The organism is Streptomyces asoensis (assembly GCF_013085465.1).
Lineage (GTDB): Bacteria > Actinomycetota > Actinomycetes > Streptomycetales > Streptomycetaceae > Streptomyces > Streptomyces cacaoi_A.
This window is the reverse complement of record NZ_CP049838.1, coordinates 4949788-4963373: the sequence shown is the minus strand read 5'-3', so window position 1 is coordinate 4963373 and position 13586 is coordinate 4949788. Positions and strand designations below refer to the sequence as shown.

Here is a 13586-nt window from a genome sequence, read left to right as displayed (position 1 = left end):
GACGGGACTTGAGTGACTTCTGTGACTTCTGTGACTTCCGCCGGGGCGCGGCTCAGCGGCTCAGGCGGCGCAGTACCTCGCGCGGGCGGTTGGTGATGATGGCGTCGATACCCAGCTCGACGCAGAGATCGACGTCCTCCGGCTCGTTCACGGTCCACACGTGCACCTGGTGGCCGGCCCCCTTCAGGCGCTCGATGTACGCCGGATGGTTGCGCACGATCCGGATCGAGGGGCCGGCGATCCCGACTCCCGCGGGCAGCCGCCCGTCGCGCAGCCGGGGCGAGACGAACTGCATCAGGTAGACCGTCGGCATGGTGGGCGCGGCGGCACGCACGCGATGCAGCGAGCGGGCCGAGAAGCTCATGATCCGCACCGGGGACTCGGCCGCCGAGGCCGGCGCGTCCAGGCCGAACCGCTTCAGCAGCACCAGCAGCCGCTCCTCCACCTGTCCGGCCCAGCGCGTCGGATGCTTGGTCTCGATGGCCAGTTCCACCCGGCGCCCCGCGTCGGAGACGAGCTCCAGCAGTCGCTCCAGGGTCAGGACGGAGGTCTCCTCGCGGTCCTCGGGCCGGACCTCCCAGTCGGGGTCCTCCTCGCGCGCGTGCCAGGCCTCGCGGGCCTCCCGTGTCTTCCAGGAGCCGAAGTCCAGCGTCGCGAGGTCGGCGAGCTCCAGGGCGGAGACCGCCCCGCGGCCGTTCGACGTACGGTTGACGCGACGGTCGTGTACGCAGACGAGATGGCCGTCCGCGGTCAGCCGTACATCGCACTCGAGGGCGTCCGCACCGTCCTCGATCGCCTTCTTGTACGCGGCCAGGGTGTGCTCGGGGGCCTCCTCGGAAGCCCCGCGGTGGGCGACGACTTGAATGTGGTGCTGCCGTGCGTGGGTCACCGCGTCATGGTGCCATCGGCGCCCGGTCGTCTGAGAACCCTCTGAGATGTTTCGATGATGCGCACTTATTGTGCGTAATGACCCATATAAGGAATGGCCAAGGACCCACAGCCACCGCTTATGGTGCTCTGACGGCCCGTGGGAAAAGCTGAGACGTACAAAAGCACATGCACAGCTTCAGCGCGCGGGGTCGACGACAAAGCGTGCGCAAGCGCGACAAGCGCCGACGAGCGTGACCCAGTGCGACCGACGACAACAGCCGTGGATCGAGGAGAAGAGCTGTGAGCACCGAGAACGAGGGCAAGAGCGAGGGCACCCAGGTACCCCCGGCCCCGTCCGCACCCCCCGTGCCGGTGGAATCTCCCTCGGCCTCCCCGCAGGCGCCCGCGCCCGATGCCGGCGCGCCCACGACTCCGCTCCCGGCGGCGCCCGCGCAGGCACCGGAAGCCGGTCACGCCCCCGCGGCGCCCGAGGGCCACTGGCCGCCGCCCACCGCGCCTCAGGGAGCGCCGGCCCCGGTCGACGGCGGCTGGCCGCCGCCGACCGCTCCGCAGGCCGCCCCGGCCCCGCAGGGAGCCCCGGCCGCCGCCGACGACTGGCCGAACCCGGCCCCGGCAACGCCCCTCTACGCCGACGCCGGCGCGAGCACGCACGCGTACGGCACCCCCGGCTCCGCCGACGTCGCCGCCGGTGGCCCCGGTGGGGTCGGTGGCCCGGGCGGCCCCGGTGGCCCCGACGGGACCGTCTGGGGTGCCTCCTACCAGCAGCCCGCGCCCAAGTCGGGCCGTGGCCGCGGCGGGCTCGTCGCCGCGATCCTGGTCGCCGCGCTGGTCGCGGGCGGCCTGGGCGGCGGACTCGGCTACACGTTGGCCAAGAACGACGACGACACCGGCTCGACGACCGTCTCCGCCTCCACCAACGGCGGTGACGTCAAGCGCGACCCGGGCACGGTCGCCGGGGTCGCCGCCAAGGCGCTGCCCAGCACGGTCACCATCGAGGCCGAGTCCAGCAGCGGCGAGGGCGGCACCGGCACCGGCTTCGTCTTCGACACCCAGGGCCACATCATCACCAACAACCACGTCGTCGCGGACGCGGTCGACGGCGGCAAGGTGACGGCCACCTTCCCGGACGGCAAGAAGTACAACGCCGAGGTCGTCGGGCACGCCCAGGGCTACGACGTCGCCGTCATCAAGCTCAAGAACGCCCCCTCGGACCTGAAGCCGCTCACCCTCGGCGACTCCGACAAGATCGCGGTCGGCGACTCGACGATCGCGATCGGCGCCCCCTTCGGCCTGTCCAACACGGTCACGACGGGCATCATCAGCGCGAAGAACCGCCCGGTGGCCTCCAGCGACGGCACCAGCAGCGCCGCTTCCTACATGAGCGCACTCCAGACGGACGCCTCGATCAACCCCGGCAACTCCGGCGGCCCGCTGCTGGACGCCTCGGGCAACGTCATCGGCATCAACTCCGCGATCCAGTCCACCGGCAGCGGCGGCCTGGGCGGCACCACCCAGTCCGGCTCGATCGGCCTCGGCTTCGCCATCCCGATCAACCAGGCCAGGTACGTCGCCCAGCAGCTGATCAAGACCGGCGAGCCGGTGTACGCCAAGATCGGCGCGTCCGTCTCCCTGGCGGACTCCACGGAGGGCGCGAAGATCACCGACACGGCCGAGGGCGGCGCCTCCGCGGTCGAGTCCGGCGGCCCGGCGGACCAGGCCGGCCTCAAGCCCGGCGACGTCATCGTCAAGCTCGACGACATGGTGATCGACAGCGGCCCGACCCTCATCGGCGAGATCTGGACCCACCAGCCCGGCGACAAGGTCGCGATCACCTACGAGCGCGACGGCAAGTCCCACACCGTCGACCTCACCCTCGGCTCCCGCAAGGGCGACAGCTGACGCCCACGCGCGCGTGCGCACCCGTTGCCCTGGTCCCCGCGCCGCCGATCACGAACGGCGGCGCGAGGCGGGTTGCCGAGCGGCTTACGGGAACGGTCAACGAACAAAGGCGGTCTGCCGAAAGCGTTGCTTTCGGCAGACCGCCTTTGTTCGTTGCGAGCTACGGGATCACGGGATCAGAGAAGCGCACCGTCGGTGATCTTGGTGGCGATGCCGTTCTCGATCACGACCTCGGCCTCCACGCCCTTCTTGGCGGCCTTCTCCAGGTCGGCCTCCTCGCACGGGGCGTCCACCTTCGAGCCGGCGGTACCGCAGATCTGGCCCCCGCCCAGGATCACGGTGTCCTCGGCGAGGTAGAAGGCCTGCTGCTCACCGCCGGAGCCCTGGGCCGCGGGCCCGTCGACCAGGTACTTGCCGGGCGCCGTGTACCGCACGATGCCGTACCAGGTGCCGTTGACGCCCTTGCCCTTGTTGAGACCGTCCACGACGCTGTCGCTGCCGCCGGACGTGCTCCCGGGGGCGGTCGTGGCGCCGCCGGAGGTGCTCCCGGGGGCGGTCGTGCTGCCGCCGCCGGACGTGCTGCCTCCGGAGGACGATGCGGAGGCGCGGCGCTCGGTGATCTGCGTCGCGGCGCCGTCCTTCATCACCACATCGGCGTCGACGGAGCGTCCGCCCTTGGTGGCGGTCTCCAGGTCGGCCTCCTCGCACGGGGCGTCCACCTTCGAGGAGGCGTCGCCGCAGATGGTGCCCGCGCCGAGGATCTTGGTGTCGTCCGCGATCCAGAACTGCTGGTCGGACTTGCCGGACACGCTGACGATGTACTTGCCCGACGCGAGGTACTTCACTGTCCCGCCCGCGAAGGTGCCGCTGACGCCCTTGGCGCCGGACTTGTTCGCCGCCGCGGCCGTCTCGGTCTTGCCGGAGGAGCTGTCGGCTGCGTCGTTGCCCTGGTTGCACGCCGACATCAGCAAGGTGCCGCCCAGGAGCGCGGCGGAGACGAGGAAGGCCTTGCGACGGTTGCGAGTCATGGGTCAATTCCCCTGATCAGTCGGCTGGTTGGTGCTGAGGTGCGGTTGGTTTCTCAGCGCTGTTGATCACTATGAGGGGAACGGGAGCCGAAAGGATGCCTCGGTCCTTGATCCAGAACGACGCCGTCACAGTACCGTGACGTGAACAACTCGGTTCCACAGAACCGGGGTTGCCGCTCCGCGCCACGAATCGGAGGGCACTGACGGCTGCGGCTCACCTCCGCGGAGTGCCGTTGCGTCTTTCTCGACGGAGCGGCGAGGGCGGGCACGCGCACAGACCCCGGCGGAGGCCCTTCGAGGTGCGAAGGCCGGCGCCCCTGGGCTCGTACGCGTCGATGCGCGAACAGCCGGTCCGGTGCCGATCGGAGCGCCGGCCCTGGGGAGGGGACCGACCGAGCGGACCCCGCGTGGACCACGCCCCCCGAGCAGCCCCCGCGCCCGGTAGTCTGTACCCGCTCCACCCCAGGTGGGCAGGGGCGCAGGTGGGTTGCCCGAGCGGCCTAAGGGAACGGTCTTGAAAACCGTCGTGGCAGCGATGTCACCGTGGGTTCAAATCCCACACCCACCGCGCAGGTCAGAAGCTATGCAGGTCAGAAGGGGTGCCACTCTCCGGAGCGGCACCCCTTCGGCGTGCCCCTGTCTCACCCTGACTCGCCGGTATCACACCTCTGACCAGCGCGTGCGGCCAACCTGCGGCCAGGATTCACGGCCCCTCCGTGGACCCGCCCACGGTGTCGGGAAGGTCGTCGTCATGGGTGTCGGCTACGAGTTCGGCAAGGGTGAAGTGGGCTTGGCTCGAGTAGCCCCGGTGCATGACGCGGACGAAGTAGCTGCGCTCAGAGACGCGGAAGACTTGTCGTCTCTGGCGCTTGATCGATTTTGGTCTGGAAGCCTTCTTGAAGGCGTCGACAGTGTTCAGTAACGCGGCCAGAGCTTCGCTCTCGGTCCCTTCGGGTTCGCTGTGGATGTAGTACCGAGAGGATTCCGCGTCTCCGTGAGCTACCACGATTGCCCAGTGGGGCATGGTGTTCTCCAGTCCGTGAGGCGGCGTGAGCCGCGAAGTCACACGGTCGCGTCGCATAGTCGGCCGCACCCGGCATCGGGCGTGGTGGCCTTGGCGCGGAGAGATTATCGGAGGAAGGAGGGCCCGGAGCCTGCCTTTGGATCTTCCGTGGCCCGCGAGGCTCCTAGGCCTCGTGTTCTGCCAACCCCTGCTCGATCAGCGCGTTCATCCGCGACTCCTCGCCGTCCAGAACCTTGGCGTAGTAGCGCTGAAGCACGGCGACGCTCTGCCCCGCACGGCGGGCAGTCTCGGCGAGGCTCACCCCGGAGCGGAGCCAGAAGGAAACGCACGCGTGCCGCAGGTCGTACGGGATGGCGCCAAGGGGAGATACCACCTGCGCGGCCGTGAGCGCCTGGTGGCGAGCCTCCTTCCACACTGCTCCGTACTCCTGCGATCGGACCGGACCGCCCCGTACGGCGGTGACCACCCTTCGGGCGTCGTCCCGAAAGCGTCGACGTGGGCGCGTAGGAGGGCGACCAGGACGGGTGGGATGGGTACCGGCCGGACGGCGCGGCGGGCTCGGTGCTTCAGTTGCCGCTCTTCGTACGGCTTGCCGTCATCTGTCCATGCGGAACCGACCTGTGGCCGGGCGCCGGCGAGCATGAGTCGTCCCCACCCTTCTTCGGGGAGTTCGCACTGATCAGCGCTCAGCATGGAGACCTCCTCCGGTCGCAGCGCGGCGTAGTAGATGCACGCGAAGAACGCGACCAGGCGAGCGCCGCGCGGGCCCTGCGCGCGGACCGCGTCGAGCAGCGCTCGCGCCTGCGTGGGAGGGGCGACGCTCCGCACGTCCAGCTCTTCCACAGCCTTGAGGGTCTCCCAGTGCACGCGGTTGAGAGGGTTGCCAGGAAGCAACTCGTGTTCCACGGCCAGGCGCAGGCAGTTGCTCAGCACAGCGCGGCGGCGCCGGAACGTGTTCACGGCGGCCGCCTTGCCGTCCCGGCGCCTCGCCAGGTGCTATCAGACCGTGCGCATCCGCTTGGCACTGTCCAGGTCGACCACGGTCGGCGCGTTGCGTTCCACCCACTTGAGCGCTTTGGCCTCTGCTTCCGGCAGCTCCTGGTCGTGGCGACCCGCGTTGAATCCCCACTGGTAGAGCGCGCGGCGCAAGAGGTCGTCTTCTGGACGCCCCTTCCCAGTCGGGCACGCAGCCATCGTGGCGATGGTCCCGCTCTCGGCGATGCTCGCGCGGTGTTTCGCCGCTGCGCTGGGCCACTTCCGGGCTGCGTGCGCGCGTGCATGGGCGTACCAACCCGTGCGGTTTCGTTCGCGCACCTCCGAGACGGGAAGGCCCGTCTCGGTGTCGAACGGCTCGCCCTTGCGGGTCGCGGTCAGCAGCTCCGCGCGGCGGGCGTCGGCGAGCGTCTTGGTTGCGAACTTCTCCTGGCGCTCCGTCCCATCCACCTGCCATCGCAGTTGGAACGGAGCGGCTTTGCTCGGGCGCTTCCCGGATGCTCCAAACGCGCACGCGTAGCTGTGCATCGTGCTCTTTAAGGAGAAGGGACCCCGCCGGTCGGCGGGGTCCCTTCGGATGAGTGGGTGGCGCCCAACCGTCCGATAGAGCACGGCTCGGGTGATGCGCCGACCCATGAGCTCAGGGGGTTGGACAACCCTGCGTTTGGCCATCCTCCGGCCAACGCGGTCTTGTGGGAGCTGAGTCAGGGCGGAGAAGCCCTGCTCAGCACAGGTTCACCGCTGCTCTGCGCAACGCTCTGAGACGCCGTGCTGAAACGGAGTCCTATGTGCCCGTCTACGGGCGTGCGGCCGGCATGTTCGGCTGGACAGGGAGATACTGACCGGGATTGAGGGTATCGCCGGATGGGCCGGACCCGCCGTCAGACGGGGTCGTCAACCATTCCCAGTCAACAACGTCAATCATGACCCACAGCAGCAGCGCGATGACCCCCAGCAGCAGCAGGGCGAGGGCCCCTAGGATGCAGATTGCAATCCAATCCGTAGCCTGCCAATTCCTAGCCTGTTGGAGCATCAGACCTCACCCCCGAGCGTCCCCCACCGTGAGAGACGGCACCTAGAACTGTTCCCGCTCGGCTGCCGCTTGAAGCTGGAGACGTTCGGTCGTGGCCATCTTCTGGCCAAGATGTCGCTCGATGCCAAGGCCACGCGGAGGAAAGACCAGGTCATGGGCCTATCTGGCGCAGATGATTGACCGGTCTTGAAAACCGTCGTGGCAGCGATGTCACCGTGGGTTCAAATCCCACACCCACCGCTGTGAGAGAGCCTCTGACCAGCAGTATTGGTCGGAGGCTCTCGCTGTTTCAGGGCCCTGTGAGGGACCGCTGTTCCCCGTGACTTCCCGGTCGGTCGGGCATGCGAGGGCGCGGTGCTCAGTTGGGTCGGTGCACGACTGTGACTCCTGCGGCAAGCATTCTCGCGATCACTTGCTCTGCCAGGTCGTCGTCACAGATGAGTTCCGCCATTGGCGGATCACCCTTCAGGATCGGTTGGTAGCCCATGCTGGTCTCGTGAAGCTCCCACTGATCGCGTTCGGTGGTCCACATCGGCTCGTACTCGAGTAGCTCTCGGTCGCTCACGAACACCCCCTGGGTGCACGGTAGCGCGCGGCATGCGGCCTCGTGGCTCAGCCGGCATGACCGTTTCTTGGCCGGGCTCACGGTCGATCATTGCTGTTCCTTCAACCTGCCTTGGGCTGCGGCGAGGTGTCTTTGACAGGGAACTCCAAGGGCTTGTGGCCCTGGGGGGTTTTCGGCTCCGGGGCTTGTTCGGCGGTTCGGCCGGACGGCGCCCGTGGAGTCGTCCCGTCGCATCCTGATCGACCGTGAAGGACAAGCGTGTCTCGTTCACCTCGCGCCGCCCGGGCGGCCCGCGTCATGGGTACTCTCGCGGCTTCGGCCGCACTCGCCGTCGGTGCCGCCCACTCGGCGCTCGCGTGCAGCATCGGCGACTTCTCCGCAGCCGCCGTCTGTGACGCCGACGGCAACGGCGTCATCCAAGTCACCGACAAGGACGCCTCCGGCACGCCGGCCACCGTCTCCCTGTACCTCCAGCTGAACCAGCCGATCAACAACGAACGGCTCGTCGACACCCAGAAGATCGAGCACCCGACGGCGCAGGGCGTCACCGTCGATCTCAGTCCGCAGGTGTGGCACGCCGGGGTGACGTTCCGGGTGCACGTCAAGGCAGGTGACCAGGTCGACGAGGACATCCAGCCCCTGGTCGTCGTCCAGGACGAGAGCTGTGCGTCCGCCGGTCCCTCGTCCTCGGCGTCCTCGGCGTCCTCGGTGTCCGCCACGCCGTCCGACCGGCCGTCGGCGTCGTCTTCGGCGTCGTCTTCGCCGTCGTCGTCACCGTCGTCCTCCGTCTCGCCGGCCGCGCAGCCGACTTCGACGCAGGGCGGCAGCGCGCCGTCGCCCGCGGGTGGTGGCACCGCGCTTGCCGAGACCGGGGCGTCCAGCCGTACGCCGTTGGTCGCCGGGGTCGCCGCCGCGCTGGTTCTGGCCGGCGGTGGCATCGTCCTCGGACTGCGCCGGCGCACGGCACGGCGCTCGCACTGACAGCGGAGCGCCGGGGGCGATCACGGTTCGGGGCGGTGCGTGGTCATGCGGGCCGCCGACGTGATCGTCCCCCGTGCCTCCCGTGCCGTCAGACCGGTTCGTACGGCGGCGTCGACCAGGTCGTCGGTCAACTCCGGGCCGATGCCGTCCTCGTAGGCGCGGCAGGCCGCCCAGAAGAGCCGCGTGTTCCGTTGCCCTTCGTGGGCGGCCAGGACGAACTGGACCAGGCCCCGGCCGTGTGCGCCGCCCGCCGTCGAGCCGGGGCCCGGGCGGGGGGAGCGCGGCGGTGGCAGCAGCAGGCGCAGGAGGGAGCGCGGGCAGGGCGCGGGGGTGAGGTGGGCGGTGCCGGGGGCGGTGGCGTAGAGGCCGTGGGCGGTGCGGGAGCCGGGGCCGACCAGGTAGCCGCCGGCGCCCCGGATGTCGATGCCGGGGGCGAGGCGGCCGGCCGAGTTGGGGACGACGACGTCCGGTGGGCCGGTGAGCCACAGGTGCCGCCCGCCGGACGGGGTGAGGACGACGATCGTGGGCGGGATGGTGAAGAGGTGGCGCAGGGCCAGTTCGCGTAGGGCGGCCGTGGAGTCCGTGTCCGACTTGGTGTCCAGGTCGACGCCGATGAGGTGGTGCGGGGACAGGCCGCAGGCGATGCCGTAGCCGGTGGCCCAGGGCGCGGCGGCGAACAGTTCGCGGATGCGGGCCGGGTCGGTCGAGGCGTCGTACACGCCGTGGCCGAAGCGGCCGCACTCGCCGTGGCAGGGCGGCCCCGCCGGCTCGGGGTCGTCGCGGTGGGGGGAGCGCAGGGCCGGGAGTTTCGTCCGGGACAGGGGGATGACGGCCAGGCCGCGTTCGGCGGCCGACAGGGCGTGGGCGAGGGCCAGCGTGGTGGCCTGCCGGGGGTACCGGTCGGTGGTGGCCATACCACCAGTGTCGTACGTGTGTTCGATAAAGGGAAGGGGGTGGGCGGCGACGCGCCCGAGGCCGGTCGGCCGGGGCGGAATGGTGCCGGAACGCTTCGCCTCTTGTGGGGCCCGGGGGACAGGTGTCCGACTTGCCGGGGGTTATGGCGGCACGGGCAGGAAAAGTGGTGCTAGGGGTTTATCGACTTGTCATCACGCTTAAGTGCGAATCACGGCTTCCGGGGTGGTTCGCCAGGGATTCGGTGGGCAATTCTGGTCTCGCGACGTCGTCACAAGTGCCGGGGCGGTCGGCCAACTGCCCAGGTGAAAGCCGTACTTCATGCACTTCGGGTACTCACGCACTTCCGTTCTGGAGGAACCACATGGCAAGCATCCGTACCGCCCGCGTCATCGCCGCCGTCTCCGCCCTCCCGCTGGCAGCCGCCCTCTTCACCGGCGTCGCGGTGGCGGACAACGGCGGCTTCGCGGACGACGGATCGAACGCGGGTGTCGCGAGCATCGCCGGCAGCGGTGTCGGGCGCGACAACAGCGGCAACTCGGCCACCACACAGCAGAACGCCGTCGGCTCGGGCGCCTCGAACCAGAGCAATACCGCGCAGGTCAAGGGGTCCGCGTTCACCGCGGTCAACCAGGGCAACAGCAATGTCGCGGTCGCCTTCACCCCACTGTGGTGGTGACCAGAGAGGAGCGGTGTCCGGCGCCGGCCCCGGGGGAGCTTCGCGCCGGGTGGGGGCTGTGGGGTGGGGGCTGTGGGGGGTTGTGGGGTGGCAACGCGTCTGTGCGGCGGTACTTCGGTACTGCCGCGCAGGCGTTTTCGTGCGCGGAAGTGACCTTGACAGAGGCCCGTATCTGACGGACAGTCAGAAACTGTTCCCGGTAAGTCCTGACAAGCCTTTCCCGCGGAAGGAGTACGGCCGTGGACGACGAGCTCCACGCGCGGCTCAAGGCCTACGAGGGCCGCCCCGCGGCGGTCGCGGGCGTCGGCCGGGACCCTGTCAACGCGCCCATGATCCGGCACTGGTGCGAGGCGACGGGCGACCGGAACCCCGCGTACACCGGCCCCGGCGCGATCGCCCCGCCGACCATGCTCCAGGCGTGGATCATGGGCGGCCTGAGCGGCCACGAGGGGCGCGCGCAGGCCTACGACGAGCTGCTCTCCCTCCTCGACGAGGCGGGCTGCACCTCGGTCGTCGCCACCGACTGCGAGCAGGAGTACCTGCGCCCGCTGCGGCCGGGGGACGAGGTCGCCTTCGACACGGTGATCGAGTCGGTCTCGCGGCGGAAGACCACCAAGCTGGGCACCGGGTACTTCGTCACGACCCGGACGGACGTGCGCGTGGGGGAGGCACTGGTCGGCACCCATCGCTTCCGCATCCTCAAGTACGCACCGAACAGGCGCGAACAGAAGGCGCAGGACCGGCAGGAGCGACCGCGTCGGCCGCGTCCCGTCGTCAACCGGGACAACGCCGGTTTCTGGGAGGGCGTCCGGCGCCACCGCCTCCTCGTCCAGCGCTGCACCGCCTGTGACACGCTCCGCTTCCCCTGGCTCCCCGGCTGCAACGCCTGCGGCTCGGCGGAGTGGGACACCGTCGAGGCGGGCGGCGAGGGCACGGTCTTCTCGTACGTCGTGATGCACCATCCGTCCTTCCCGGCCTTCTCCCCGCCCTACGCGATCGGCCTGATCGAACTCGCCGAGGGCGTCCGCATCATCAGCAACGTGGTCGACGTGCCCTACGACAAGGTGCGGATCGGCATGCCGGTGGAGCTGGAGTTCCGGGCCTACGACGACGAGGACGGCGAACTGGTGCTCCCCGTGTTCCGGCCCCGCGCGGGGGAGGTGGCCGCGTGAAGGCCGGTGACGAGCTGCCGCCGCTGGAGATCGGGATCACCCGCACCCTGATCGTCGCCGGCGCCCTCGCCTCGCGGGACTACCAGGACGTCCACCACGACCCCGAACTGGCCAGGCGAAAGGGGTCCCCCGACATCTTCATGAACATCCTGACAACCAACGGCCTGGTCGGCCGCTACCTCACCGACCACTTCGGCCCGACGGCCGTGCTCCGCAAGGTCGCCATCCGGCTCGGGGCGCCCAACTACCCGGGAGACACGATGGTGTTGAAGGGCAGGGTCGAGGAGTTCGACGGGGACACCGCCGTGGTGCGGGTCACCGGGGACAACGGGATCGGCAGACATGTCACCGGCACGGTGACGCTCACCGTCGCCGCTGCCGTCACCGTCCCGCCGGGAGGCGCGGGGTGAGCGTGCGGACGCGGGACTCCCTCGGCGGCCGGGCGGCGATCGTCGGCATCGGGGCCACGGAGTTCTCCAAGGACTCGGGGCGCAGTGAACTGCGGCTGGCGGTGGAGTCGGTGCGGGCGGCTCTCGCCGACGCGGGACTCACGCCCGCCGACGTGGACGGGATGGTGACGTTCACGATGGACACCAGCCCGGAGATCACCGTGGCACAGGCCTGCGGCATGGGAGAGCTGTCCTTCTTCTCCCGGGTCCACTACGGCGGCGGGGCGGCCTGCGCGACTGTGCAGCAGGCGGCGCTCGCCGTCGCGGCCGGGGTCGCCGAGGTCGTGGTCTGCTACCGCGCCTTCAACGAGCGGTCGGGGCGCCGCTTCGGCTCGGGTGTGCGGCACCGCGAACCGTCGGCGGAGGGGACGGCGCTCGGCTGGACGCTGCCGTTCGGGCTGCTCACCCCCGCCTCCTGGGTGGCGATGGCGGCGCAGCGCTACCTGTACGCGTACGGGCTGACCCCGGAGGACGCGTTCGGGCCGGTCGCCGTCACGGCCCGCCGGCACGCGGCGACGAACCCGGCGGCGTACTTCCACGACCGCCCGATCACCCGCGCCGACCACGCGGCCTCGCGCTGGATCGCCGAGCCGCTCAGGCTGCTGGACTGCTGCCAGGAGACGGACGGCGGCCAGGCGATCGTCGTCACCTCGGTGGAGCGGGCCCGGGACCTGCCGCAGCCGCCCGCCGTGGTCACCGCGGCCGCCCAGGGCGCCGGCCGGGCCCAGGAACAGATGACCAGCTTCTACCGCGACGACCTGACGGGCCTGCCGGAGATGTCCGTGGTCGCCCGCCAGCTGTGGTGCGGCTCCGGCCTGGCGCCGGCCGACATCGACGTGGGGATCCTGTACGACCACTTCACACCGTTCGTGCTGATGCAGCTGGAGGAGTTCGGTTTCTGCGCCCCGGGCGAGGCCCCGGCCTTCGTCGCGGAGGACCGGCTGCCGCTGAACACCCACGGCGGCCAGCTCGGCGAGGCCTACCTCCACGGGATGAACGGTGTGGCCGAAGCCGTACGGCAGCTGCGCGGCACGTCCGTGAACCAGGTGCCGGGGGCCGCCCGGACCCTGGTGACGGCGGGGACCGGGGTGCCGACGTCGGGCCTGGTCCTCACCTCGGACGGATGAGCACCCAGGGGTCATCCCGTAGTAGTCGCCGCCGCCTCGTCCACCTTCAGGAGGTGGGGCGGGCACCACCCCTACAACCTGAGAGGGATCCGGCTTCGGGACCTGCGGCCGATCCGCCCGAGCGGGCCGCGAACCTAGCGTGGAGCCATGACCACACCCGTCTGCACCAGCGCTTCGAACGGCATGACGCGGCCTTCTCCGTACCCGTCCTTCGCGTCGTACGTCAGGGCCCGTCAGCCGGTGCTGCTGCGCACCGCACGGTCGCTGACCGCGAACCCGAGCGATGCGGAGGACCTGCTCCAGACCGCGCTCACCAAGACGTATGTCGCGTGGGAGCGGATCGAGGACCACCGGGCGCTCGACGGCTATGTCCGCCGGGCCCTGCTGAACACCCGTACGTCGCAGTGGCGCAAGCGCAAGGTCGACGAGTTCGTGTGCGACGAGCTGCCGGAGCCGGATCCGGCCGCCTCCACGGACGACCCGGCGGAGCGGCAGGCGCTGCACGACGCCATGTGGCAGGCGATCATGAAGCTGCCCGCACGGCAGCGGGCGATGGTCGTCCTCAGGTACTACGAGGACCTCAGTGAGATCCAGACGGCCGAGGTGCTCGGCGTCTCGGTGGGCACGGTGAAGTCGGCGGTGTCGCGGGCGCTCGGCAAGCTGCGCGAGGACCCTGAGCTCGTGCTTGTGCGCTGACGAGGCCCGATCTTCCGGCCCGCGCCGGGGTCCGGTCGGCGCCGTGACCTGATCGATCACCGCTCCCTAGTGACATACCGCGCGGTATGTGCGCAGAATCAGCACAACCGTTACCACCGCGTAGGCAATGTCGCCGC

Annotated in this window: 14 protein-coding genes and 2 tRNA genes; 9 read left to right on the top strand and 7 right to left on the bottom strand. The window is 70.2% G+C overall.

Annotation, left to right across the window (positions count from 1 at the left end):
• Positions 1 to 52 precede the first annotated feature (52 nt).
• Positions 53 to 889 (bottom strand): glycerophosphodiester phosphodiesterase, encoded by an 837-nt coding sequence (locus G9272_RS22175; RefSeq protein WP_171398191.1) that lies wholly within the window; start codon positions 887 to 889, stop codon positions 53 to 55.
• A 281-nt stretch (positions 890 to 1170) separates the two neighbouring features.
• Here G9272_RS22175 and G9272_RS22170 point away from each other — a divergent pair, with 281 nt between their 5' ends.
• A complete protein-coding gene (locus G9272_RS22170) occupies positions 1171 to 2790 on the top strand; it encodes a S1C family serine protease (RefSeq protein ID WP_171398190.1) in 1620 nt (539 codons plus the stop codon).
• A 176-nt stretch (positions 2791 to 2966) separates the two neighbouring features.
• Here the strand turns inward: G9272_RS22170 and G9272_RS22165 are convergent, their stop codons facing one another.
• A complete protein-coding gene (locus G9272_RS22165; RefSeq protein WP_171398189.1) occupies positions 2967 to 3818 on the bottom strand; it encodes a hypothetical protein in 852 nt (283 codons plus the stop codon).
• Between the two features lie 481 nt (positions 3819 to 4299).
• On the opposite strand from G9272_RS22165, the gene G9272_RS22160 reads away from it, so the two are divergent.
• A tRNA-Ser gene (locus tag G9272_RS22160) sits at positions 4300 to 4386 on the top strand.
• 135 nt (positions 4387 to 4521) lie between these two features.
• Here the strand turns inward: G9272_RS22160 and G9272_RS22155 are convergent.
• The 3 genes from G9272_RS22155 to G9272_RS45400 form a co-directional block, all read right to left on the bottom strand.
• Complete coding sequence (locus tag G9272_RS22155; RefSeq protein WP_171398188.1) at positions 4522 to 4842, bottom strand: hypothetical protein; 321 nt, start codon at positions 4840 to 4842, stop codon at positions 4522 to 4524.
• 163 nt (positions 4843 to 5005) lie between these two features.
• A complete protein-coding gene (locus G9272_RS45405; RefSeq protein ID WP_253267895.1) occupies positions 5006 to 5215 on the bottom strand; it encodes a hypothetical protein in 210 nt (69 codons plus the stop codon).
• 626 nt (positions 5216 to 5841) lie between these two features.
• Positions 5842 to 6363 carry a hypothetical protein gene (locus G9272_RS45400; RefSeq protein ID WP_253267894.1) on the bottom strand — a complete coding sequence of 174 codons (522 nt, stop codon included), beginning with the start codon at positions 6361 to 6363 and terminating at the stop codon, positions 5842 to 5844.
• Between the two features lie 660 nt (positions 6364 to 7023).
• On the opposite strand from G9272_RS45400, the gene G9272_RS22145 reads away from it, so the two are divergent.
• Positions 7024 to 7105: transfer RNA gene (locus G9272_RS22145), tRNA-Ser, on the top strand.
• A 121-nt stretch (positions 7106 to 7226) separates the two neighbouring features.
• Here the strand turns inward: G9272_RS22145 and G9272_RS22140 are convergent.
• Complete coding sequence (locus tag G9272_RS22140) at positions 7227 to 7433, bottom strand: hypothetical protein (RefSeq protein WP_171398187.1); 207 nt, start codon at positions 7431 to 7433, stop codon at positions 7227 to 7229.
• A gap of 297 nt (positions 7434 to 7730) precedes the next feature.
• Here G9272_RS22140 and G9272_RS22135 point away from each other — a divergent pair, with 297 nt between their 5' ends.
• On the top strand, positions 7731 to 8414 hold the full coding sequence (locus G9272_RS22135; protein ID WP_171402110.1) for an LAETG motif-containing sortase-dependent surface protein: 684 nt from the start codon (positions 7731 to 7733) through the stop codon (positions 8412 to 8414).
• A 20-nt stretch (positions 8415 to 8434) separates the two neighbouring features.
• Here the strand turns inward: G9272_RS22135 and G9272_RS22130 are convergent, their stop codons facing one another.
• Positions 8435 to 9328: a bifunctional DNA primase/polymerase gene (locus G9272_RS22130; protein ID WP_171398186.1), complete on the bottom strand. Its 894-nt coding sequence runs from the start codon at positions 9326 to 9328 to the stop codon at positions 8435 to 8437.
• Between the two features lie 362 nt (positions 9329 to 9690).
• Here G9272_RS22130 and G9272_RS22125 point away from each other — a divergent pair, with 362 nt between their 5' ends.
• The 5 genes from G9272_RS22125 (at position 9691) to G9272_RS22105 (ending at position 13449) form a co-directional block, all read left to right on the top strand.
• Entirely contained in the window at positions 9691 to 10005 is a 315-nt protein-coding gene (locus G9272_RS22125) for a hypothetical protein (protein WP_171398185.1), read from the top strand.
• 239 nt (positions 10006 to 10244) lie between these two features.
• A complete protein-coding gene (locus G9272_RS22120; protein ID WP_171398184.1) occupies positions 10245 to 11177 on the top strand; it encodes a bifunctional MaoC family dehydratase N-terminal/OB-fold nucleic acid binding domain-containing protein in 933 nt (310 codons plus the stop codon).
• Positions 11174 to 11587: a MaoC family dehydratase gene (locus G9272_RS22115; RefSeq protein ID WP_171398183.1), complete on the top strand. Its 414-nt coding sequence runs from the start codon at positions 11174 to 11176 to the stop codon at positions 11585 to 11587. The genes G9272_RS22120 and G9272_RS22115 overlap by 4 nt, the downstream gene beginning before the upstream one ends.
• Complete coding sequence (locus G9272_RS22110) at positions 11584 to 12753, top strand: lipid-transfer protein (RefSeq protein WP_171398182.1); 1170 nt, start codon at positions 11584 to 11586, stop codon at positions 12751 to 12753. The genes G9272_RS22115 and G9272_RS22110 overlap by 4 nt, the downstream gene beginning before the upstream one ends.
• A gap of 147 nt (positions 12754 to 12900) precedes the next feature.
• Positions 12901 to 13449, top strand: coding sequence for a SigE family RNA polymerase sigma factor (locus G9272_RS22105; RefSeq protein ID WP_171398181.1), 549 nt, complete (start codon positions 12901 to 12903; stop codon positions 13447 to 13449).
• The last annotated feature ends 137 nt before the right edge of the window (positions 13450 to 13586 follow it).